General features: G+C 64.1%; 18 protein-coding genes. 12 read left to right on the top strand and 6 right to left on the bottom strand.

What is annotated here, in order from left to right:
• Position 1: 1 nt before the first annotated feature.
• A complete protein-coding gene (gene moeA / locus H3H36_RS08980) occupies positions 2-1915 on the top strand; it encodes a molybdopterin molybdotransferase MoeA (RefSeq protein ID WP_182216456.1) in 1914 nt (637 codons plus the stop codon).
• A gap of 9 nt (positions 1916-1924) precedes the next feature.
• Here the strand turns inward: moeA and H3H36_RS08975 are convergent, their stop codons facing one another.
• From H3H36_RS08975 to cqsA, 4 genes are all read right to left on the bottom strand, one after another.
• Positions 1925-3919: an acyl CoA:acetate/3-ketoacid CoA transferase gene (locus tag H3H36_RS08975; RefSeq protein ID WP_182216453.1), complete on the bottom strand. Its 1995-nt coding sequence runs from the start codon at positions 3917-3919 to the stop codon at positions 1925-1927.
• A 65-nt stretch (positions 3920-3984) separates the two neighbouring features.
• A complete protein-coding gene (locus tag H3H36_RS08970) occupies positions 3985-5328 on the bottom strand; it encodes a DNA recombination protein RmuC (protein WP_182216451.1) in 1344 nt (447 codons plus the stop codon).
• A gap of 2 nt (positions 5329-5330) precedes the next feature.
• A complete protein-coding gene (locus tag H3H36_RS08965; RefSeq protein WP_182216449.1) occupies positions 5331-5729 on the bottom strand; it encodes a group II truncated hemoglobin in 399 nt (132 codons plus the stop codon).
• 54 nt (positions 5730-5783) lie between these two features.
• Complete coding sequence (gene cqsA, locus H3H36_RS08960) at positions 5784-7040, bottom strand: alpha-hydroxyketone-type quorum-sensing autoinducer synthase (RefSeq protein WP_182216447.1); 1257 nt, start codon at positions 7038-7040, stop codon at positions 5784-5786.
• 162 nt (positions 7041-7202) lie between these two features.
• Here cqsA and H3H36_RS08955 point away from each other — a divergent pair, with 162 nt between their 5' ends.
• Complete coding sequence (locus H3H36_RS08955) at positions 7203-8477, top strand: sensor histidine kinase (RefSeq protein ID WP_182216445.1); 1275 nt, start codon at positions 7203-7205, stop codon at positions 8475-8477.
• 3 nt (positions 8478-8480) lie between these two features.
• On the top strand, positions 8481-9479 hold the full coding sequence (locus H3H36_RS08950; RefSeq protein WP_182216443.1) for a response regulator: 999 nt from the start codon (positions 8481-8483) through the stop codon (positions 9477-9479).
• A gap of 66 nt (positions 9480-9545) precedes the next feature.
• Here the strand turns inward: H3H36_RS08950 and H3H36_RS08945 are convergent, their stop codons facing one another.
• Together H3H36_RS08945 and H3H36_RS08940 are read right to left on the bottom strand one after the other, a co-directional pair.
• Positions 9546-12080, bottom strand: coding sequence for an ABC transporter permease (locus tag H3H36_RS08945; RefSeq protein WP_182216441.1), 2535 nt, complete (start codon positions 12078-12080; stop codon positions 9546-9548).
• Positions 12081-12096: 16 nt separating this feature from the next.
• The gene (locus tag H3H36_RS08940; protein WP_182216439.1) at positions 12097-13104 is read right to left on the bottom strand and encodes an adenosine deaminase; all 1008 of its coding nucleotides are present in this window, start codon (positions 13102-13104) and stop codon (positions 12097-12099) included.
• A 542-nt stretch (positions 13105-13646) separates the two neighbouring features.
• Here H3H36_RS08940 and H3H36_RS08935 point away from each other — a divergent pair.
• The 9 genes from H3H36_RS08935 (at position 13647) to H3H36_RS08895 (ending at position 23973) form a co-directional block, all read left to right on the top strand.
• Positions 13647-15569: a PrkA family serine protein kinase gene (locus H3H36_RS08935; protein WP_182216437.1), complete on the top strand. Its 1923-nt coding sequence runs from the start codon at positions 13647-13649 to the stop codon at positions 15567-15569.
• Positions 15570-15653: 84 nt separating this feature from the next.
• Positions 15654-16922 (top strand): YeaH/YhbH family protein, encoded by a 1269-nt coding sequence (locus H3H36_RS08930; RefSeq protein WP_182216434.1) that lies wholly within the window; start codon positions 15654-15656, stop codon positions 16920-16922.
• Positions 16922-18460 (top strand): SpoVR family protein, encoded by a 1539-nt coding sequence (locus tag H3H36_RS08925; protein WP_375539583.1) that lies wholly within the window; start codon positions 16922-16924, stop codon positions 18458-18460. Before H3H36_RS08930 ends, H3H36_RS08925 begins: the two co-directional genes overlap by 1 nt.
• A 479-nt stretch (positions 18461-18939) precedes the next feature.
• The gene (locus tag H3H36_RS08920; RefSeq protein ID WP_182163520.1) at positions 18940-19599 is read left to right on the top strand and encodes an energy transducer TonB; all 660 of its coding nucleotides are present in this window, start codon (positions 18940-18942) and stop codon (positions 19597-19599) included.
• Between the two features lie 80 nt (positions 19600-19679).
• Entirely contained in the window at positions 19680-20585 is a 906-nt protein-coding gene (locus tag H3H36_RS08915; protein WP_220459700.1) for a MotA/TolQ/ExbB proton channel family protein, read from the top strand.
• 5 nt (positions 20586-20590) lie between these two features.
• On the top strand, positions 20591-21019 hold the full coding sequence (locus H3H36_RS08910; protein WP_182152276.1) for an ExbD/TolR family protein: 429 nt from the start codon (positions 20591-20593) through the stop codon (positions 21017-21019).
• Positions 21020-21088: 69 nt separating this feature from the next.
• The gene (locus H3H36_RS08905; protein WP_182163516.1) at positions 21089-21520 is read left to right on the top strand and encodes an ExbD/TolR family protein; all 432 of its coding nucleotides are present in this window, start codon (positions 21089-21091) and stop codon (positions 21518-21520) included.
• Positions 21521-21595: 75 nt separating this feature from the next.
• Entirely contained in the window at positions 21596-22816 is a 1221-nt protein-coding gene (locus H3H36_RS08900) for a tetratricopeptide repeat protein (RefSeq protein ID WP_229219824.1), read from the top strand.
• 173 nt (positions 22817-22989) lie between these two features.
• Positions 22990-23973 (top strand): bifunctional riboflavin kinase/FAD synthetase, encoded by a 984-nt coding sequence (locus H3H36_RS08895; RefSeq protein ID WP_182216432.1) that lies wholly within the window; start codon positions 22990-22992, stop codon positions 23971-23973.
• The last annotated feature ends 32 nt before the right edge of the window (positions 23974-24005 follow it).

Raw genomic sequence — 24005 nt, 5'->3', positions numbered from 1 at the left:
TTTGTCTGCAAACAGCAAGGTAAGTGGCCTGATACTGGCCGGTGGCCGCGGCACCCGCATGGGCCGCGTGGACAAGGGCCTGCAGCCATTCCGGGGCACGACGCTGGTGGCCCACGTGCTGCAGCGGCTGGCGCCCCAGGTGGCCAGCGTGGCCATCAACGCCAACCGCAACCTGCCCCAGTATGCGGAATATGGCTGCCCCGTGCTGGGCGACGAGCTCGGTGGCTTCGAAGGCCCGCTGGCCGGCCTGCAGACAGGCTTGCGCCACTGTGGCACGGAACTGCTGCTGACGGCCCCCTGCGACTCACCGTTCCTGCCGCCCGACCTGGCCCAGCGCCTGCTGGCCGCCCTGCAATCGCAGGATGCCGACGTGGCCGTCGCCGTCACGCTGGAGGCGGACGAGCAAGGCGTCGTCCAGCGCCAGCCGCATCCCGTGTTCGCGCTGCTCAAGGCCAGCCTGCTGCCGCAACTGGACGCCTACCTGGCCACCGGCGCGCGCCGCCTGGAAGGCTGGTACAAATCGCTGCGCCTGGCCGAAGTGGTGTTCGAGGATGCGGCCGCCTTCCGCAACATCAACACGCTGGGCGAGCTGCAACAATTTGACCAGGCCAATGGCCAGCCTGGCCAGCCCGGCCAGCCGCTCACGCTGGCCGCCGTCGCCAGTTGCCTCGACGCCTACGACCCGGACGCCATGTCCGTGCGCGACGCCCAGCGCATCATCGGCGACTTCATCACACCGATCCAGTCGTTTGAAAAAGTGGCGCTGCGCAGCGCCCTCGACCGCGTGCTGGCGCAGGACGTGATCTCGCCCATCAACGTGCCGGCCTACGACAATTCGGCCATGGACGGCTACGCGCTGCGCGGCGCCGACCTGCCCAAGGAAGGCAGCGTCACGCTGGAAGTGATCGGCATCGTCTACGCTGGCCGTCCCACGGCACTGGCCTGCGGCCCCGGCCAGTGCGTGCGCATCATGACGGGCGGCGCCATGCCCGAAGGCTGCGACACCGTACTGCCACAGGAACTGGCGGCCGCCATCGGCGACGGCAGCGTCACCATCGCGGCCGGCGTGCTGAAGGCCGGCGACAACCGCCGTTTCAAGGGCGAGGACCTGGCCGAAGGCGGCGTCGCCATCGCGCGCGGCAAGGTGCTGCGGCCGGCCGACCTGGGCCTGATCGCCTCGCTCGGCCTGGCCGAAGTGGCCGTGCAACGCCGCCTGCGCGTGGCCTTCTTCTCCACCGGCGACGAACTGCGCTCGGTGGGCGAAACGCTGGACACGGGCTGCGTCTACGACAGCAACCGCTACACGCTGTTCGGCATGCTGCAGCGCCTGGGCTGCGACGTGATCGACATGGGCATCGTCAAGGACGACACGGTGGCGCTGGAAGCGGCACTGCGCAGCGGCTGCGAGAACGCGGACGCCATCATCACCTCCGGCGGCGTATCCGACGGCGCGGCCGACTACACGCGCGCCATGATGGCGCGCCTGGGCGACGTGGCGTTCTGGAAGCTCAACATGCGCCCCGGCCGCCCGCTCGCCTTCGGCAAGATCAATTCCAACGGCCGCAGCGCCTGGCTGTTCGGGCTGCCCGGTAATCCGGTGGCCGTGATGGTGTCGTTCTACTTCTTCGCCCGCGCGGCCCTGTTGCACATGATGGGCGCCAACGCCCCGCTGCCGCTGCTGCGCGCGCGCGCGCAAGCGAATATCCGCAAGCGCCCCGGCCGCAGCGAATTCCAGCGCGGTGTGCTCAGCACGGGCACGGACGGCGCGCCGCAAGTGCGGCTGACGGGCGCCCAGGGCTCCGGCATCCTGCGCTCCATGTCGGAAGCCAACTGCATGGTGGTGCTGCGCGACGAGCAGGGCAACGTGGCCGAAGGCGACATGGTCGATGTGCTGCCGTTCGAAGGCTTGCTGTAACGGACAGCGTTACTCATCCTTCTGCAATCGCGCCAGCGCCTCGGCCGGATCGGCGTACAGCGACGGTTCCGTCGCCGCGCGCCGGAACGCGCGACCCAGGCTGGCGCGCATGAAGGTGCTGTGGGCGAAGCGCGTCACCTTGCTGTAGTAGCGCTCGTGCAGGCCATTCACCATGGCCACGTAATCGTCCATCAGGTCCGGCGCGATCGAGAAATTGTCGTAGTTGATCACGGCAGGCACCTTGCGTCCCAATCCTTCCAGCCGCTGGGCCACCAACGCCCGTATGGCTTCGATGGTAGCCCGGTCGGCCACCTCGTAGCCTTCGAAATTGGCAAAGAACAGTTGCTGCTGCGGGTCGTAGACAAGGCGCTCCTCCAGCGGCCGCGCCAAAAAATCGGCGCGCCAGCCCATCGCCGGCGTGCCGAAGATGCGCGCGTCCATCGTCTTCAGGTGCGCGCTGATGGCGGGCCGGAAGCTCATGTGCGCCAGGATGTCGCGCTCCAGGTCGATGCCGGGCGCGATCTCGACCAGCTCCAATCCGTGCGGCTGCAAGCGGAACACGCAGCGTTCCGTCACGTACAACGCGCTTTGGCCGCGCCGCAGCGCGTATTCCCCGCTGTAGGTGCGGTGTTCAACCTCGTCGACAAATTTGCGCGCCTGCCCTTCGCGCAGGATGCATAACTGCCCGTCGCGCACGGCCACCTGCAGCGCACCGGCCGTGAACGTCCCCACGAATACCACCTTCTTGGCATTCTGGCTGATGTTGATGAAGCCTCCCGCGCCGGCCAGCCGGTCGCCGAATTTACTCACGTTCAGGTTGCCGTGGCGGTCAGCCTGGGCCAGTCCGAGGAAGGCCACATCGAGCCCGCCGCCATCGTAGAAGTCGAACTGGTAGGGCTGGTCGATAATGGCGTCGGCATTGGTGGCGGCGCCAAAATTGAGGCCGCCGGCCGGCAAGCCGCCGATCACGCCCGGCTCCGCCGTCAGCGTCACCAGGTCGAACACTTTTTCCTCGGCCGCCACGGCCGCCACGCCTTCGGGCATGCCAATGCCGAGGTTGACGACGTAGTTGGGCTTGAGCTCCATCAGCGCACGGCGCGCGATGATCTTGCGTTCGGACAGCGGCATGGTGGCCAGCGTCCCCAATGGCACGCGCAGCTCGCCCGCGAACGCTGCGCTGTAGGGTTCTGCGAAAGTCTGCATGTGGTACTCGGGCTTCTCGGCCACCACCACGCAATCGACCAGGATGCCGGGTATCTTGACCTCGCGCGGCGGCAGCGTGCCCCGCTCCGCGATGCGCTCCACCTGCACGATCACGATCCCGCCCGAATTATGGGCCGCCATGGCGATGGCCAGCGCTTCCAGCGTGAGCGCCTCGCGCTCCATGGTCACGTTGCCGTTGGCGTCGGCCGTGGTGCCGCGGATGATGCCCACGTGGATAGGCTGGGCCTTGTAGAACAAGTGCTCCTTGCCGCCCACCGCCAGCAGTTCCACCAGGTCTTCCGTGGTGCGTTCGTTGATCTTGCCGCCGCCGTGGCGCGGATCGACGAAAGTGCCCAGGCCTACGTGCGTGAGCAGACCGGGCTTGCCGGCGGCCGTGTCGCGGAACAGCTGGCTGATCACGCCCTGCGGCAGGTTGTACGCTTCGATCTTGTTGGATGTAGCCAGCTGCTGCAGCTTGGGCACCAGCCCCCAGTGCCCGCCCACCACGCGCTTGAGCATACCCTCGTGGGCCAGGTGATTGAGGCCGCGCTCCTTGCCGTCGCCCTGCCCGGCCGCGTACACCAGCGTCAGGTCGCGCGGATGGCCACCGCCGTCGGGCGACAGGAAACGGCGCTCCAGCGCCACCGCGATATTCTCCGCGAAGCCGACGCCGACAAAGCCACCGCTGGCGATGGTGTCGCCGTCGCGGATCAAACCGACGGCATCGGCTGCGCTCACGATCTTGTTGCGCCGCACGGCCGGCATGGCCAACGACGAGAAATCCGGGCTACGAACAGGCATGACAGTCTCCGTTCAGAATGACATCGGGGGATGCTTCCCCTCTGTTGATCCGTACTACTGTACTTCTACGCCACTTCCGATTCGTTCACATCCTGGTCCGGCCCCAGCAGCAGCTGGGCCGCTTCGCTGGGCAAGGCTTCCACCGACTTGAGCTTGCGCGCCATCTGACGGCTGCGCGTTTCGGCCGATTCGATATTCTTGGCGGCCCGTTCCAGCGTCAGCTTGGTGGCCGACAGCACGTCGCCGAACTTGGCGAACTCCGTCTTCACGGCGCCCAGCACCTGCCACACTTCCGACGAGCGCTTCTCCAGCGCCAGCGTGCGGAAGCCCATCTGCAGGCTATTGAGCAGCGCCGACAGCGTGGACGGTCCGGCGATGCTCACCCGGTTCACGCGCTGCAGTTCATCAGCCAGGCCGGGACGGCGCATCACTTCCGCGTACAAGCCCTCGGTAGGCAGGAACAGGATGGCGAAGTCCGTCGTCTGCGGCGGCGCCAGGTATTTGTCGGCGATGGTCTTCGCTTCGCCGCGCACGGCCCGTTCCAGCTCGCGCCCGGCCAGCGCGACGCCATCGGCGTCGGCCCGCTCGGCCGCGTCCAGCAGGCGTTCGTACTGCTCCTTGGGGAACTTGGCGTCGATCGGCATCCACACGGGTGGACCGCCCTCCACGTGGCCCGGCAGGCGCAACGCGAACTCCACGCGCGCGCCGCTGCCGGCGATGGTCTCCACATTGCGCGCGTACTGCTCGGACGTCAGCACCTGCTCCAGCAGCATTTCCAGTTGCACCTCGCCCCAGGTGCCGCGCGTCTTCACGTTGGTCAGCACCCGCTTCAAGTCGCCCACGCCCAGCGCCAGTTGCTGCATCTCGCCCAAGCCCTGGTGCACCCGCTCCAGCCGTTCCGACACTTGCTGGAACGAGGCCGACAGGCGCGACTCCAGGGTCGCGTGCAGCTTCTCGTCCACCGTCTTGCGCATCTCCTCGAGCCGGGCGCCGTTGTCGGCCTGCAGGTCGCGGATTTTTTCTTCCAGCGTGGCGCGCACTTCCAGCATGCGCTGCGCGTTCGATTCCGTCAGCCGGATCAGCGCCAGGTTCATGCTCTCGCCAAAGCGCTTCAGGCTTTGCGCCTGTTCCTCGCGCCCGCTGTGGCCCTGGCTGTCGATCTGGCGCCGCATCGCTTCCAGTTGCTGGGCGCTGGCGGCCTGCGCCTGCGCCAGCAACTGCGTCATGTCCTGGCGGCCGGCCTGGGCCGTGGCCTGCAACTGCATGCGCACTTCGCGCTCGACGCGCTCGATGCGCTCGGCCATCCCAGCCTCGCCCGTGCCCGCGCGCCCGCGCAGCAGCGCCAGCACCTGCAAGGCCAGCACGGCAAGGCCTAGGGCCAGCAGCACGAAGAATTCGATGGTGGTCATGGTCAATCCGGCTTGTTGCGCATCCAGTCGGCCGTCTGATAGAACGATTCCATCAAGCGCAGGCGCAGGTCTTCGGCGATGCCCACGTCCTCCATGGCCCACGCCATGGCGCGCAGCCACTGGTCGCGCTCCTGGGTGCCGATGGCGAACGGCATGTGGCGCGCCCGCAGGCGCGGGTGGCCGAAGCGCTCGATGTAGGCGTCCGGACCGCCCATCCAGCCGGACAGGAACCAGAACAGGCGGTCGCGCGCGTTGTCCAGCGATGGCGGATGCGTGGCGCGCAGCAGCGCGAACTCCGGCTCCAGTTCCATCAGGTCGTAAAACCGGTCGACCATCTCGCGCACGCGCGTTTCGCCGCCGATCACTTCGTAGAGAGTTTGAGGTTCAGTCATAGCCACCATGATAGCGCACACGGGACCGCCGTCACAGCACGGCGACCCCGTGTGCGCGATGGCTTACACCAGCGCCAGCCGGCGCGAACGGCGGCTGGACGACCAGCTCTCCAGCTCCACGTGCTCACGGATGGCGGCGCAGCCGGCCAGTATCCGCGCTTCCTGCGCCGCGTCCAGGCCGGCGTTCAGCGTCAGCCGCACCAGCGCCCGGTTCTTGGCCGTGGCCGGGGCGCAGAACATGGCGCCGTACACGCCCTGCCGTTCCAGCGCCTTGCGCAGCGCCAGCGTGCGCGGCTCGGTGCCCGGTTCGAGCGCGATGATCTGCTCGGTGCCGTCGCTCACGTTGTAGCCCAGCGCATCGAGCCCGGCACGCACGCGCGCGGCAATGCCGGCCAGCGCGGCGCGCCGCCCGTCGGCCGCCGCCACGAAGTCGATGGCCGCATCGAACCAGGCCAGCTCGTGCTCGAGCAGGCAGGAACTGAAGATGGCGGGGCGCGACTCGGACAGGAAATACCCCTTGAATTTGCTGGAGCACGTGATGATGCCGGCCCGGCCCGCGAACGCCTTGGCCAGCGACGCGGTACGGAAATGCACGCGCTCGGCCAGCCCCAGTTGCGCCACCAGGCCGGCGCCGCGCGGGCCATGCGTGCCCAGCGAGTGCGACTCGTCCACCAGCAGCAGGCAGCCGGTGCGTTCAGCCAGTTCCACCAGCTCAGCCAGCGGGGCCACGCTGCCGTTGGTGCTGTACAGCGCATCGACGGCGATGATGCCGGGCCCGCGCCGGCTCACCTGGCGCCGCAAGTGCTCCAGGTCGTTGTGCAGGAACGAGATGGCCTCGGCGCCCGCCGACTGCACGCCCTCCCACAACGAGGCATGGGCTTGCATATCCAGGAACACGGGCACGCCGGGACCGGCCAGGCATTGCACCAGCCCCACGTTGGCGGCCCAGCCGGACTGGGTCAGGATGCCGTCCTCGGCCCCCATCAGGCTGGCGAACTTGCGTTCCAGCCGGTGCTGGGGGCTCCCCTCCTGCAGGTAGACGGCCGACATCAACAACGCGGCGCCGCCGGCCAGCCGTTCGGCCTGGGCCCGGATCAGGGCGGACTCGCCCCCAAGGCACAGGTAGTCATTCCCGGCCAGGAAGATGGCGCCGGCCGGCGTCGGTTGCCAGGCGTGCGGGTGTTCTCCCCCCAGCAATTGTTCGATGCGGGTCACGTAATGGGCATCCATGCGGCACGTGACGTAGTCGGGTAAATGGTGTTCGGCGGCAGCCAGACGCGCGCGGGCGGGGGCGGAGGCCGGAGCGATAGCTTTGGACATATATGTTCCTCTTTTGAAAGGGTTGTTTTATTTGAACTACGTCCAAGACATTGCCGTTTTGATACAGGAAGGGGTTGATGCGGATCAACGGCGCGAGCAAAAGCACCAGTACCGTTGCAATTTCGGAGCAAGATAAAACTTTGATCAACATCAAAAAACGACATGACGCCGCCCCTTCAACCGCTCTGGAAGCAATGGCACCACCGCCTGCTGCTGAAGCTGCGGCGTTACCATTGCCACCAGGAACATGCCACCGCCCGTGTGCTGCTGCTGGCGGCCATGGGCACGGTCGGCATGCCGCTGTACTACGTGGTCTGGCACTATTTCTTTCCGCAGGAATATGACAGCCTGCCCCTGCGCGGCATCGGCCTCGTGCTGTGTGCGCTGGGCCTGTGGGCGCGCCACTTCAGCCGCCGCTGGCTGGAGCGCTACCTGCTGTTGACACTGACCTATGTGTTTTCCTTCTTCTTCAGTTACATGTTCCTGATGAACCATGCCTCGGGCGTATGGGGCGAATCGCTGCTGATCGCGCTGGTGGTGCTGTTCCACTTCGACACGGCCCTGGCCTGGCGCGCCTACGTGGCCGGCACCGTGGCCGCCTGCCTGGCCGTGCTGGTGCCCGGCCACGGCCACATCCTGCTGAGCCGCGCCGTGCTGCAGCAATTGCCGATCCACTGGTTCACCATCGCCGTGCTGTCCGCGGCCAAGGTCAGCCGCGACGTGCTGGAACAGGAGAGGCTGGCCGGCCTGGGCGCCGGCCTGGCGACCGTGGCGCACGAACTGCGCACGCCGCTGGCCAGCGTGGACGCCAATGTGCGCGGCCTGGGCCGGCTGGCCCGCGACGCGACCGACACGGATCGCGCCAACCGGCTCGATGCGCTGGGCCGCATCCAGTTCGAAGTACGCCACATGCACCACATGATCGACCTGTTCCTGCTCAGCGCCACGGCCGTCAACCGCAACCTGCGGCCCACGGAATCCGTTTGCATGGGCGAGGCGGTGGCAGCCGTGCTGGCGCGCTATCCATTCGCCAGTGCGGCCCAGCGCCAGGCCGTGGTGTGCGACCTGCGGCACGATTTCCACTTCGCCGGCCAGAACGAACTGGCCGTGGTGATCCTGCTCAATTTATTGCGCAATGCCCTCAAGGCCATCCACCGCGCCGGCAAGGGCCGGGTGCGCATCGTGATCGACGGCGCCCGGCCCACGCCGCGCCTGCTGTTCATCGACACGGCCTGCGGCGTGGCGCCGACCCAGCTGCCGCTGATCTTCCGCCGCTTCTATTCCTATCCCGCCCATCACGGTACCGGCATCGGGCTTGCGTTATGTAAAGAAATCATGGAGGCTTGGGATGCTACTATTCGTTGTGTCTCGCGGGAAACCGCCTACGCCATCTTCGTCCTGGAATTTCCAACGTCTCGTGCAGCAAACCTTAGGTGAACCATGCAACTGCCCGTCTATACTCATCCGACCCTGACAGTCCTGGTGGACGATAGCGACTCGTTCCTGAAAAGCCTGTCATTCCAGCTCGATCCCATGCTTGCCAGCAAGACCTTCCATGACACCAGCGTGGCGCTGGACTGGCTGACCCAGAGCCGCCAACGCGACGACGTGCCGCTGCACGTCAATTTCGACACGCAAAACCAGCCGCCCGACCAGTGCAACGTGGCGCTGGACCTGGAACGCATCTACCGCATCAGCGAGCAGCGCCAGCGCTTCGCCACGCCGTCCGTGCTGGTGGTCGATTATTCGATGCCGCAGATGAACGGGCTGGAATTCTGCCAGGCCGTGCAGCACCTGCCCTGCAAGAAGATCCTGTTCACCGGCGCGGCCGACGAGAAGATCGCCGTCACCGCCTTCAACCGCGGCCTGATCGACCGCTACATCAAGAAAAGCGACGACAACGCGCTCGACATCCTGGAAATCGAAATCGCGGCCCTGCAAAAAGCCTATTTCGCGGAGCAGTCGGAAACCCTGCGCGAGCTGGTGGTGCTGCACAACTACCAGTTCCTCGGCGATCCGGCGCTGGTGCAACTGGTGGAGGAACTGAGCCGCAGCAAGGGCTTCGTCGAGCACTACATCTTCCCCAACCCGACTGGCATCCTGTTCTTCGACAAGGCTGGCCAGCCCACGCTGATGATGATCGAGACGGAACAGGGCATGAGCGCCCAGTACGAGATCGCGCGCGACAGCGAAGCGCCGCCGTCGCTGCTGAACGCGCTCGAGGAGCGGCGCGTGATCCCGTTCTTCAGCGACGCCGACGGCGACGGCATGTATTCGAGCACCGTGGGCGAACACTGGCACCGCTACTGCCAGCCGGCCCAGGTCTGCCACGGCCGGGAAGCCTATTACTGGGCCCTGTTCCCGCTGCCCAAACACTACTTCGACGGCCCGCTGTTCTCCTACGCCCAGTTCCTGCAAGAGCAGCACGCGCCGGCCTGATGGCGGGCTGACGGCGTACCTGCCGGGGCGCCCTCACGCCGCCATCAAGCCACCTTCACGCCGCCCTCACGCCGCCTCGCGCAGCGTGAGCAAGGGCGGCCGGCGCAGCACCTGGCGCAGGCCCAGCCAGCCGCCCGCCACGGCGCACAGCGCGCCGGCCAGCAAGCCAGCGAGCCACACGGTGGGCGCGAAGGTCCAGTCGAACTTGAACTGGTAGGTGGCCAGGCCCCAGCCCATGACGGCCGCGCCACTGGCCGCCAGCAGGCCGGCCAATCCCCCCACCAGCGCGAACTCGATCAGCTGCGCCTGCGACAACTGGCGCCGCGTGGCGCCCAGCGCCCGCAGCAGGCCCGCCTCGCGGCTGCGCTCATCCTGTGATCCCATCAGCGCCGCGTACAGCACCAGCACGCCGGACGCCAGCGTGAACGCGAACAGGAATTCCACGGCCGCCACCACCTGGTCCAGCACGGCCTGCAACTGGCGCAGCAGGCCGCCCACGTCGACGATGGTCAGGTTCGGGTAATCGCGCGTGAAGGCGTTCATCAGCGCGCCCTGCCCCGGCGGCAGATGGAAGGCCGTGATCCAGCTTTGCGACGTGCCTTGCAGTGCATGCGGATTGAGGATGACGAAGAAGTTGACCCGCATCGAGCCCCATTCGAGCTTGCGCAGGCTGGTGATGGTGGCTTCCACGGGCGCGCCGGCGATCTCGAAGCGCAGCTTGTCACCCAGCTTCCAGCGCAGCGTCTTCGCGATGCCCTCCTCGACCGACGCTTCGGCCATGCCGGGCCGGTCGGCGAACCAGGCGCCGGCGCTGATGCGGTTGCCCTGCTGGAGCGCGGTCATGGTGGACAAATTGAATTCGCGGTCGGCCAGGCTTTTCGCACGGTCCTCCGTGTAGGTGTCGGCCGTTACGGGCTGGCCGTTCACGGCCGTCAGCCGGCCCCGTATCATGGGGAACTGCGGCGCCTCGCGCACACCGGCGCGCGTGAGCCGGGCCGCCAGCTCGTCGCGCTGCTCGGGCTGGATGTTGATGATGAAATGGTTGGGCGCGTCGGCCGGCGTGGCGTTGCGCCAGGCCGTCATCAGGTCGCCGCGCACCACCGTCAACAGCAGCAGCGCCATCAGGCCCAGCGCCAGCGACACGACCTGTACCAGCGTGGCCCCGGGCCGGCGCTGCAGCGAGGTGATGGCGAAGCGCCAGCTTTGATGGTTGATGGCGCCGCGCAGGGGCTTGAGCGCGGCCAGTCCCAGCCAGCCGGCCAGGCCGAACACGGCGAACGCGCCCACGAAACCAAGCGCCGTGTACAAGGCCAGCTGGGTATCGCCGGCCTGCCACAGCAGCAGCACGACGAAGCTGGCCAGCCCCAGGCCATAGGTGGCCAGCGCCAGCGGCTGCGGTGCGGCCTGCTCGCGCCGGATCACGCGGTTATGCGGCACATTGCGCAACTGGAGCACGGGCGGCAGCGCGAAGCCGACCAGCAGCAGCATGCCGGCCGCCAATCCCTGCAAGGCCGGCGCCCACGTGGGCGGAGGCAGCGCCACGGCCACCAGGCTGCCCAGCGCCTGCAGCAACACGTAGTGGGCCGCATAGCCCACGGCCACGCCCAGCGCGCTGCCGGCCAGGCCCACCAGCACAAATTCGATCAGGTACATCGCCGTCACCTGGTTCTGGGACAGGCCCAGGCAGCGCAGCATGGCGCAAGCGTCCAGGTGGCGCAGCATGAAGCGGCGCGCGGCCATCGCCACGGCCACGGCGGCCAGCAGCGCCGACAGCAGCCCCACCAGCGCCAGGAAGCGTTCGGCCCGGTCCAGCGTGGCCCGCATCTCGGGCCGGCCCGTTTCCAGCGATTCGATCCGCACGCCTTTCACGTTGCGGGCCTGGATCTGCTGCTGCAGCCACTGGCCGTAGGCGGCGGCCACGTCAGCCTGGGCCGGCGTGGGCGCGGCCACCAGCAGCCGGTAGGTAACGCGCGAGCCGGGCTGGATCAAGTGGGTGGCGTCCAGGTCGGACAGGGCCAGCATCACGCGCGGCGCAAAATTGAGGAAGCCGGCGCCACGGTCCGGTTCCGAGGCGATCAGGCGCGCCACCGTGAACGCGCGGTCGCCCAGGCGCAGCGTACCGCCCAGGCCCACGTTCAGTGCGCCCAGCAGGCCGGGATCGATCCACACGGTGCCGGCGGCGGGGATGCCGGCGGCAGGCTGGCCCATGCTTTGCTCGGCCTGGGCCGGATCATCACTGAGTTTGAGTTGGCCGCGCAGCGGGTAGCCGGGGCCGACGGCTTTGAGCGCCGCCAGCTGCGATTGCGACTGTTCGCCCGCCCCGGCCTGCGCCATGCTGGCAAAACCGACCGTGTCGGCCAGCGTCAGGCCACGGCGCAGCGCTTCGGCGCGCCAGGCCGGGTCCACCGGCAAGTCGGCGTTGATGACCACGTCCGCGCCCAGCAACTGGTGCGCGTCGCGCTCCATGCCCGTGCGCAGGCGGTCGACGAAAAAGCCGGACGCGGCCAGCGCCGCCACCGCCACCGTCAGCGCCACCAGCAGGAAGCGCAGCTGGCCGGCGCGCCAGTCGCGCGCCGTCATCTTCAGGGCCAGGGTCAGCATGCCGCGCCCGTCCGTGTTACAGCCTGGCGAAGAAGGCGTCCACTTCGTCCAGGTAGCGCTGCTTGACGTCGGCCGGCAGGAAGGCCGCCGCGAAGCTGTTGCGCGCCAGCCGCTGCGCGTGCGACAGGCCCAATGGCAGCGCCTCGAAGGTGGCTTCGAAATTGGCGTTCATGTAGCCGCCGAAATAGGCCGGGTCGTCCGAGTTGATGGTGGCCATCAGGCCCGCGTCCAGCAACTGCACCATGTTGTGCTGCTCCATGCGCTCGAACACGCACAGCTTGACGTTCGACAGCGGACACACCGTCAGCGGCACCTGCTCGCGCGCCAGCCGCGCCGTCAGGGCCGCGTCCTCCAGGCAGCGCACGCCATGGTCGATGCGCTCCACGTGCAGCACGTCGAGCGCCGTCTCGATGTAGGCTGGCGGGCCTTCCTCGCCCGCGTGGGCCACCAGGTGGAAACCCAGCTCGCGGCAGCGCGCGAACACGCGCGCGAACTTCTCGGGCGGATTGCCCACTTCGGACGAATCGAGGCCGATGCCGATGAACTTGTCGCGGAACGGCAGCGCCGCCTCCAGCGTGGCGAACGCATCCTCCTCGGACAGGTGGCGCAGGAAGGACAGGATCAGCGTGGCGCTGACGGGGCTGTCCTGGCAGGCGCGGTGGATGCCGGCTATCACGGCTTGCATGGGCACGCCGCGCGCCGTGTGGGTTTGCGGGTCGAAGAAGATTTCCGCGTGGCGCACGTTGTCGGCCTCGGCGCGGCGCAGGTAGGCGGCCGTCATGTCGTAGAAGTCCTGCTCCTTGAGCAGCACGCTGGCGCCGGCGTAGTAGATGTCGAGGAACGATTGCAGGTCCGTGAAGGCGTAGGCGGCGCGCAGCGCCTCCACGGAGGGATAGGCCAGCGCCACGCCGTTGCGCTCGGCCAGCGCGAAGATCAGTTCCGGCTCCAGCGAGCCTTCGATGTGGATGTGCAGTTCGGCCTTGGGCATTTGTTGCAGTGCGGCGCGCAATGAGTCGTTCATCATGTTTTGTTCCTTGTTCTGAGAGGGCTGACGCGGCGATGGTACAGCCATGGACAGCCATCTTAGCGCAAGCGCGCGGCGACGGTGGCGCGGAGGCGCTGTTGCGGCCCCATTTCACATTTTGCGGCGCGTGATGCACGCTCTCGGCAGCCGTGCTATGGTGATATCCAGAGGCCGGAAAATGCCGGAAAAGCCATTGAAATTACCGTAAAATAGTCATTTTTATCTTTTAAAATCAACGGCTTAGAAAGTATTTTTAAGAATGCGATGACATAGCGCTTGACATCCTGAACCAATAGAGCAATGATCAATTTCATCAACGTAAGATGCGTTACGACGAACTAACATAAAGCCGGCCAACATCCATCGCGCGGCGACAATAAACGTCAGCTCCAAGGCCCGGGCAATCCGGGCCGCCACAGGGAAGCGGACGAGAACAACAACAAAAACCATCAGGAGTAAGTAAAGACGACAATACCAGGCAGAGACCACGACACCGACTGCCGAGATACACGACTAGCAGGCTTACATTAAAGGACATTCAAATGACCATTTTTGACAACTACGCCGCACGGTACGAACGGACTCGCGAAGAGGAAATGTCGATGTCGGAATATCTTGCCCTGTGCAAGAAGGACCGCCTGACCTACGCCAGCGCCCCGGAGCGCATGCTCGCCGCGATCGGCGAGCCCACCCTGGTCGACACCCGTAACGATACCCGGCTGTCGCGCATCTTCGCCAACAAGGTCATCAAGATTTATCCCGCGTTCCGCGAGTTCTACGGCACCGAGGAAGTGATCGAGCAAGTGGTGTCCTACTTCCGCCACGCCGCGCAAGGCCTGGAGGAACGCAAGCAGATCCTGTATCTGCTCGGTCCCGTCGGCGGCGGCAAATCGTCGATCGCGGAAAAGCTCAAGTCGCTGATGGAACACGTGCCCTTCTATTGCCTGAAAGGCTCGCCCGTCAACGAATCGCCGCTGGGCCTGTTCAACGAGGAAGAGGACGGCACCATCCTGGAAGAGGATTACGGCATCCCGCGCCGCTACCTGCGCAGCATCCCCAGCCCGTGGGCCGTCAAGCGCCTGCACGAATTCAATGGCGACATCAACCAGTTCCGCGTCGTCAAGCGCTACCCGTCCGTGCTGAAACAAATCGCCATTTCCAAGACGGAACCGGGCGACGAGAACAACCAGGACATTTCCTCGCTGGTGGGCAAGGTCGATATCCGCAAGCTGGAAGACTATGCCCAGGACGATCCGGACGCCTACAGCTATTCGGGCGGCCTGTGCCTGGCCAACCAGGGCTTGATGGAATTCGTGGAAATGTTCAAGGCCCCGATCAAGGTGCTGCACCCCTTGCTGACGGCCACCCAGGAAGGCAACTACAAGGGCACGGAAGGCTTCGGCGCCATTCCGTTCGAAGGCATCATCCTGGCCCACTCGAACGAATCGGAATGGAAGTCGTTCAAGAACAACCGTAACAACGAAGCGTTCCTGGACCGGATCTACATCGTCAAGGTTCCGTACTGCCTGCGCGTGACAGACGAGATCAAGATCTACGACAAGCTGGTGGCCAATTCCTCGCTGTACCAGGCCCCATGCGCGCCCGGCACGCTGAAGATGATGGCCCAGTTCGCCATCCTGTCGCGCCTGAAGGAACCGGAGAACTCCAGTATCTACAGCAAGATGCTGGTGTACGACGGCGAGAACCTCAAGGACACCGATCCCAAGGCCAAGTCCATCCATGAATACATGGACTACGCGGGCGTGGACGAAGGCATGAGCGGCCTGTCGACCCGCTTCGCGTTCAAGATCCTGTCCAAGGTGTTCAACTTCGACACGACGGAAGTGGCGGCCAACCCGGTGCACCTGCTGTACGTGCTCGAGCAGCAAGTGGAACGCGAGCAGTTCCCGCCCGAGACGGAACAGAAATACTTCTCCTACATCAAGGAGTACCTGGCGCAGAAGTACGTGGAATTCATCGGCAAGGAAATCCAGACCGCCTACCTGGAGAGCTATTCCGAATATGGCCAGAACATCTTCGACCGTTATGTGACGTTCGCCGACTTCTGGATCCAGGACCAGGAATACCGCGATCCGGACACGGGCGAGAGCTTCGACCGCGAGTCGCTCAACAACGAGCTCGAGAAGATCGAGAAGCCGGCCGGCATTTCCAATCCGAAGGATTTCCGCAACGAAATCGTCAACTTCGGCTTGCGGGCGCGGGCCAACAATGGCGGCAAGAATCCGGCCTGGACCAGCTACGAGAAGTTCCGCACCGTGATCGAGAAGAAGATGTTCTCCAACACGGAGGAGTTGCTGCCCGTGATCTCCTTCAACGCCAAGGCCAGCGCCGAGGATGCCAACAAGCATGCCGACTTCGTGGCGCGCATGGTGGAGAAAGGCTACACGGCCAAGCAGGTGCGGCTGCTGTGCGAATGGTACTTGCGCGTGAGGAAGTCGTCTTAAGACGGTCGTGGGCTTAGCCGGCACGCACGCCAGGCGCGGGCGTGCCGCCCCGACCGCCGCATCAATAGCAGCAGGAGGCATCTTTTGACTTACCTCATCGACCGTCGTTTGCAGGGCAAGAACAAGTCCGCCGTCAACCGCGAGCGTTTCCTACGCCGTTACAAGGCCCAGATCAAGGACGCCGTCGGGCGCGCCATCAAGGGCCGTTCCATCACCGACATTGAAAACGGTGAAAAAGTCTCCATCCCCGTCAAGGACGTGGGCGAACCGTCGTTCGGCCACGCCCATGGCGGGGTATGGGAAACCATCAACCCCGGCAACGAGGAATACCAGAAGGGCGACCTGATCAACCGGCCCAAGGGTGGCGGCGGGGCCGGGCGCGGCAAGGCCGGCAACAGCGACCAGCTCACCGAGGATGACTTCATCTTCGAATTGTCGCGCGAAGAATTCATGAACTACTTCTTCGAAGACCTGGAATTGCCGCACATGGTCAAGACCCAGTTGACGGCCACCACGGAATTCAAGAACCAGCGGGCCGGCTACACGGTGTCGGGCACGCCGTCGAACATCCACGTGCTGCGGTCGCTGCGCGGCGCCCTGGGCCGGCGCATCGCCGTGGGCGGCAGCTCGCGCAAGCGCGTGATCGAGGCCGAGCGCGAACTCGAGGAATTGCTGCTGGCCGGCGCGCCGCTGGAAGACCCGCGCGTGGTGGAACTGAAGAAACTGATCCACCACCTGCACACCCGCCTGCTGGCCATTCCCTACATCGACCCGTTCGACCTGCGCTACAGCAACCGCATCAAGGTGCCCAAGCCCATGACCCAGGCCGTGATGTTCTGCATCATGGACGTGTCAGGCTCCATGGACGAGACGCGCAAGGACACGGCCAAGCGCTTCTTCATCCTGCTCTACCTGTTCCTCAAGCGGGTCTACGACAAGATCGACGTGGTCTTCATCCGCCATCACACGGCCGCGGCCGAAGTGGACGAGGATGAATTCTTCCACTCGCGCGAGTCGGGCGGCACGGTGGTGTCGTCGGCCCTGCACCTGCTCAACAAGATCATCGACGAGCGCTACGGCGGCGGCCAGTGGAACAGCTACGTGGCCCAGGCGTCCGACGGCGATAACTGGGACAACGATTCCGTGCTGTGCCGCCAGTTGTTGATCAACACCATCATGCCCAAGGTGCAGTACTACACCTACGTCGAGATCACGGACGGGCCGCCGCAAAACCTGTGGGAGCAATACGCCCAGGTGCCGGATCACCATCCCAACTTCGCCATGCAGAAAATTGTCACGCCGGCCGACATCTATCCGGTGTTCCGTGAACTCTTCAAGAAGCAGCCGAAATAATGAACCAGATGCTCAAGAAACCGCGCCACCCGAACGCCCTGCCCGAGCAATCGGAGTGGACGTTCGACCTGATCGAGCAGGCGCACGAGGAAATCCGCCGGGTGGCCGAGAATTTCGGGCTCGACACCTATCCCAACCAGCTCGAGATCATCACGGCCGAGCAGATGATGGACGCCTACACGTCCGTCGGCATGCCCGTGTCTTACAACCACTGGTCGTTCGGCAAGCACTTCCTGGCCACGGAGAAAGGCTACAAGCGCGGGCAGATGGGCCTGGCCTATGAAATCGTGATCAACTCCAATCCCTGCATCGCCTATCTGATGGAGGAAAACAGCCTGACCATGCAGGCGCTGGTGATCGCGCACGCCGCTTACGGCCACAATTCTTTCTTCAAGGGCAATTATCTGTTCCGCACCTGGACCGACGCGGAAGCCATCGTCGATTACATGGTGTTCGCCAAGAACTATATCGCCGAATGCGAACAGCGCCATGGCATCGACGCCGTGGAATTGCTGCTCGATTCCTGCCATGCGATCCAGAATTACGGCGTGGACCGCTACAAGCGCCCGGCCAAGCTGTCCATGGCCCAGGAATACGCGCGCCAGAAGGAGCGCGAAGCCTACGTGCAATCGCAGATCAACGAGCTGTGGCGCACCGTGCCGCGGCGCGAGGAGGAGGAAGTGGACAAGACGGTCCAGCGCTTCCCGCCCGAGCCCGAGGAAAACCTGCTGTACTTCATCGAGAAGTACGCCCCGCTGCTGGAACCGTGGCAGCGCGAGATGGTGCGCATCGTACGCAAGATTTCGCAGTATTTCTATCCGCAGCGCCAGACCCAGGTCATGAACGAGGGCTGGGCCACGTTCTGGCACTACACCATCCTCAACCAGCTGTACGACGAGGGTGTGGTGGGCGATGGCTTCATGATGGAGTTCCTCAAGAGCCATACCAACGTGGTCTACCAGCCGCCCGTCAACAGTCCTTATTACAGCGGCATCAACCCCTATGCGCTCGGTTTCGCCATGATGACGGACATCCGCCGCATCTGCGAGCACCCGACGGCCGAGGACCGCGAATGGTTCCCCGACATCGCCGGCAGCGACTGGCGCAAGACGCTGGACTTCGCGATGCGCAATTTCAAGGATGAAAGCTTCATCGCCCAGTACCTGTCGCCCAAGCTGATCCGGGAATTCCACTTCTTCGCCGTGCTCGACGACGATAACAACGAGAAGCTGGCCGTGTCGGCCATTCATGACGAGCTGGGCTACCGCTACGTGCGCCAGCAACTGGCCGAGCAATACAATCTGGGCAACCGCGAACCCAATATCCAGGTCTGGTCCGTCAACACCCGCGACGACCGCGCCCTCACCTTGCGCCATACCCAGTTCCAGCGCCGCCCCCTGAACCAGCAAGCGCACGAGGTGCTCAAGCATGTGGCCCGCCTGTGGGGTTTCGACGTGCACCTGGAAACGGTGGCCCCGAACGGCGAGGTGGTCAGTTCGCTGGAAGTCAAGCGCGAAAAACGGGCCCGCAACAGCTGACCCCGGCGGCCGCCCATCCCCGCGCGGCGGCCGCACTTCTCAACCCGGTTTGAATCGGCAATGCATGCTGCGGTGCGGAAGTCAAATTTTTTTTGATGGGATTTGTATCGCGCGTGCAGAACAAGTTTCAACGAAGCAACAGAAAGCACCAAACTTTCAATCGTCAAATCGAGATATCGACAGGCATAATTTCGCGTTATGTGAATTTGAAAAACATAGTAACGCTATCGATTATCTTGCATCAAAATCGCGCCGAAAATACTTGCTTTTTGTGCCAGAACGGTGCAGACGCACCGCAGCAGAGCACGCCCCTGAGGGGCTAAGCGCATGAAATTTAACCGGTTTTAGGCTTGAAAATTCTATGTAAAATCAAGAATTCGTATGTATAATTCGCCGACGTCCCGGATGCGACTGTTGTTTTGTGTCGCCATTTTGGGGTTTGGTAGCAACAAAAAGAGTTGGTATTGGAGAAAGCAGGCATGAATTTCACGCACAACGAGAAAAGCGCCGGGAAGAACGTAACAGGCATCACCATCGTGGTTCTTCTGCACATCCTGGTCGCTTACGGGATCGTGTCAGGCTTGGGCAAACGGATGGTCAGCAAGATGATCGAGCCCGTTGAAACCAAGATTATCGAGGAAGTGAAACCTCCTCCACCGAAAGAGCTCCCACCGCCGCCCCCGCCGCCGGAAATGAAAGCGCCACCGCCGCCTTTCATCCCGCCAGTTGAGGTGAACGTGCAGCAACCGCCACCGGTACAAAACACGATCGCCAACGCGACCAACGTGAAGCCGGCGACGAACGAGCTGCAGAAGGCGCCACCGGCCCCGCCGGCAGCGCCTCCTGGCCCGGCCAAGTCGGTGCACATTCCAGCAGTATACGATTTCAACGCTTGCGCAAAACCAGAATGGCCTAAGTCATCGCTGCGCAACGAAGAAACCGGTACGGTGACCTTGCAGTTCCTGGTGGGAACGGATGGTCACGTACTCGAATCCAAGATCCTGAAATCGAGTGGTTTCAGAGAACTGGACAAAGCAGCAGTGGCAGGGATTAGCAAATGCAAATTCAAGCCAGGCATGACCGACGGCAAGCCAGAACAGTCGTGGACGCAAGTGCAATACGTTTGGACGCTGGAGTAAACCGGGACTAGCCAGTCTCACCGAAGTTCGTTGTTAACCTACATTCAGCGATCTGATTATTTTATCAATTTGGAGGAAGCATGTTTAAGAATACCCGTTTGTCCGCTGTACTGGCCGCTGTGCTGTTCTCGGTGACCGCAGCTACCGCCCTGGTAAGCGCACCAGCCATGGCTGAAGACGCGCCAGCGTCGGCGGCCGCCTCGGCACCTGCAGCCGCGCCTGCAGCGGATGCGGCAGCAGCAGCACCGGAAGCGTCCGCTCCAGCCGCCAAGGTCACCAAGGAAGAAGTAGAAAACCCCTACGGCTTCGAAGCGGTGTGGAACGGCGGCTTCGTGTCGCGCGGCACCCTGATCATCCTGTCGCTGATGTCGATGGGCTCGTGGTACATCATCATCACCAAGCTGATCGACCAGATGAAGATCTTCAAGCAGTCGAAAGAGACCGCTGCCAAGTTCTGGAAAGCATCGTCGATCGCCGCTGGCTCGACCGCGCTGACCGATGGCTCGCCTTTCCGCTTCATCGCTGAAACCGGCACCAAGGCTACTGCCCACCACGACGGCGCCCTGCTGGAACAAATCGACCTGTCGACCTGGGTCACCATGTCGATCCAGCGCGCCGTGGACAAAGTCCAGTCGCGCCTGCAAGACGGCCTGTCGTTCCTGGCAACCGTGGGTTCGACCGCACCGTTCATCGGTCTGTTCGGTACCGTGTGGGGTATTTACAATGCACTGATCGCCATCGGCATGTCCGGTAACGCTTCGATCGACAAAGTGGCCGGTCCTGTGGGTGAAGCACTGATCATGACCGCCTTCGGTCTGTTCGTCGCCGTTCCTGCCGTGCTGGGCTACAACTGGCTGGTGCGTCGTAACAAGGCCGCCATGGAAGACGTGCGTTCCTTCAGCGCCGACGTGCACTCCGTGCTGATCTCGGGCGCCATGTCCACCAGCGAAGCTGGCCGTGCTGCCGGCGCTAAAAAGATCGGGTAATCATCATGTCGATGTCCGTAGGCTCCGATAGCGGAGATGAAGATCAAGTCATGTCGGAAATCAACACGACGCCCCTCGTGGACATCATGTTGGTTCTGCTGATTATCTTCCTGATTACGAGCCCGGTTGTGCTGAAGCTGATCAAGATCAAGCTGCCAGAAGAAGCCAACCAGGTGATTCAGACCAAGCCGGAAGATGTCAACATCGTAGTGAGCAAGGATGGCGACATCTACTGGAATCAGAAGAAAATGAAGGACACGAATGAGTTGTTCGATTTTCTGAAGCTGGAAGCAGTCAAGCTGCCGCAGCCGGAAGTACACGTACGTGGCGACCAGGAAACGCGCTACGAAGCGATCGGCAAGGTGATCTACACGACCCAGCGTGCTGGTATCCAGAAGGTCGGCTTCATCACCGAACCGCCTGATAAGGGTTAATGCCCTGCCCGCCCCGGACGGCCGCATCGCGCCGGGGCGGATCCAGCCCCCTTCTTAAAAGGAAACACCATGAGTATGAATGTCGGTTCGGGCGGCGCCAAGGGCGCGGATCCGGAACCAATGATGGAAATGAATATGACGCCCCTCATCGACGTGATGCTGGTGCTGATTATCATGATGATCATCACGATTCCTAAGGCTAACCACTCGGTGAACTTGAACATGCCGGTCGGCACCCCGCCGCCACCGACCAAGGAACCGGTTGTGGTCACCATCGACGTGGACTTCGACGGTACGATTCTGTGGGATAACGCGGTCATTCCGGACCGTCACTCCCTGGAAGCGAAACTGATGGATGTGGCGGCACAAGCCGACCAGCCGGAAGTGCACCTGCGGCCCAACAAGCTGGTGTCGTACAAGGTCGTGGCAGGCGTGATGGCTTCGGCCCAGCGTCTGGGCGTGACCAAGATTGGCCTGGTCGGCAACGAGCAGTTCCAGTAAGCAGTACGTCCCTTTACAGCAACGATAGGCAGGATTATCCTGCCTATTTCGCATTTTGAAGAAAGATTCCTCCCCATGACCAAGTTTCGTCTCGCTCATCTCGGCCTGGTAATGGCCGCCATCGGTTTCACCGCAGCAGCTCCTATCGTTGGTTTGAGCCCGGTCGCCTACGCGGCCGACACAGTGCGCGCTGAAGTCGGCAAGCCCCTGCAGGAAGCGCAGAAACTGGCACAGGCAGGCAAGAACAAGGAAGCGCTGGCCAAGCTGAAAGAGGCCGACGCCGTGGGCGGCAAGACCCCCAACGAAATCTACATGATCGAGCGCACCCGCGCCTCGGCCGCGGCCGCTGCCGGCGATAACGACGCCGCCGCCAAGGCCTTCGAAGCTGTGATCAATTCCGGCAAGCTGTCCGCTGCCGAAGCCCCAAAATTCACCCAGGCCCTGGCCGGCATCTACTACCGCGCCAAGGACTACCCGAAAGCCATCATCTGGATCCAGCGCTCGCTGAAAGACGGCGACAATCCGCAGATGCGCGAACTGCTGGTGCAGACCTACTACATCAGCGGCAAGTACGCCGAAGCGGCCAAGGAACTGCAATCGTCGCACGCCAACAGCGAAGCGTCGCTGCAAATGCTGGCCAACATCCAGCTGAAACAGAACGACAAGGCTGGCTATGTGCAGACCCTGGAAAAACTGGCCGGTTCCTATCCGAAGACCAGCTACTGGGCCGACCTGCTGAACCGCGTGTCGGGCAAGCCTGGCTTCTCCGGCACCCTGTCGCTGGACGTGCTGCGCCTGCGCCTGGCCAACGGCCTGCTGTCCAAGCCGGGCGAATACATGGAAATGAGCCAGTTGGCCCTGCAGGCCGGCAATCCGGCTGAAGCCCTGAAAGTGATCGACCAGGGTTACAAGAAGGGCGTGCTGGGTGTCGGCTCCGACGCGGCCCGCCACCAGCGCCTGAAGGACCTGGCCGTGAAGACGGCCGCCGACAGCGAGAAGACGGCCGCCGCCCAGGAAGCGGAACTGACCAAGAACAAGGATGCTGATGGCCTGAGCAACCTGGGCTTTGGCATGGTCACGGCCGGCAAGGTCGACAAGGGCCTGGACCTGATGACCAAGGCCGCCAAGATGGACGACGCCAAGCACCCTGAGGAACTGAAGCTGCACCTGGGTATCGCCCAGGCCCAGGCTGGCAAGAAGCCTGCCGCCCTGGCCACGCTCAAGACCGTCAAGGGCACGGACGGCGCCGCCGACCTGGCCCGCTACTGGACGCTGGTGATCAACCACCCGATGTAAGGTGGCAGGAACCGGCGCGTCCGGTTCCCGATCGGCTCCTCTAAAAAGCGCGGTTTATCCGCGCTTTTTGCGTTTACAGGGCCGAAATCGGTCCCTCACAGCCCCTGGCGGCTGTGCATAGTCCAAACAGTCCGTATAATCCCCCTTTTGGCGACAGTTTTTCCTCACATCCCATGAAGGTATTTCGCGGTCTCCCCAACGCGGCGGCGCGCGCGCCTTGCGCGTTGACCATCGGCAACTTCGACGGTGTCCACCGTGGCCACCAGGCCCTGCTGGCGCACGTGCGCACGGCGGCCGACCGGCTCGGCCTGGAAGCGGCCGTGATGACGTTCGAACCGCACCCGCGCGAATTCTTCGCCCACAAGGCCGGCGATATGTCCAAGGCCCCGCCCCGTATCGCCAACCTGCGCGACAAGCTGCAATCGCTCGAGCGCAATGGCATCGACCGCGTCATCGTCGAGCACTTCTCGGACCACTTCGCGGCCTTGACGCCGCAAGAGTTCACGGAAAAAGTGCTGGTCGAAGGCTTGCACGTCAAATGGCTGATGGTGGGGGACGACTTCTGCTACGGCGCCAAGCGCGCCGGCAACGTCGCCCTGCTGCAGGAAGCGGGCCGCCACTACGGCTTCCAGGTCGAGACCCTGCCCACGGTGATGAACGGTGAAACCCGCATTTCGTCGTCGGCCGTGCGGGCCGCGCTGCACGCGGGCGACTTCGTGCACGCCGAGCAGTTGCTGGGCCACCCGTATTCGATCTCCGGCCACGTGATCCACGGCCAGAAGCTGGGCCGCACGCTGGGCTTCCCCACCCTCAACCTGCGGGTGCCGCACCGGCCCGCGCTGGCCGGCATCTTCATCGTCCAGGTGCACGGCCTGGCCGACGCGCCGCTGCCGGCCGTGGCCAGCCTGGGCTGGCGCCCCACGGTGGAAGACAGCGGCCGCGTGCTGCTGGAAGTGCACGTGTTCGACTACAACCAGAGCTGCTACGGCCGCCAGGTGCGCGTCGAATTCCTGCACAAGCTGCGCGACGAGGAAAAATACGTGGACCTGCCCACGCTGACGGCCGCCATCGATCGCGACGCCGAGCAGGCGCGCGCCTTCTTCCGCGAGCGCGCCGGCGCGAGCAATGGCGCAACCGGCGCCACCGACCGAATTTGAGCGCGCAACGCGAAGCCAAACGCGCCGGCACT

This window comes from Rugamonas fusca (assembly GCF_014042365.1).
Classification (GTDB): domain Bacteria; phylum Pseudomonadota; class Gammaproteobacteria; order Burkholderiales; family Burkholderiaceae_D; genus Rugamonas; species Rugamonas fusca.
Note: the sequence above shows the minus strand (reverse complement) of the source record. Positions and strands in the feature narration are given on the sequence as shown.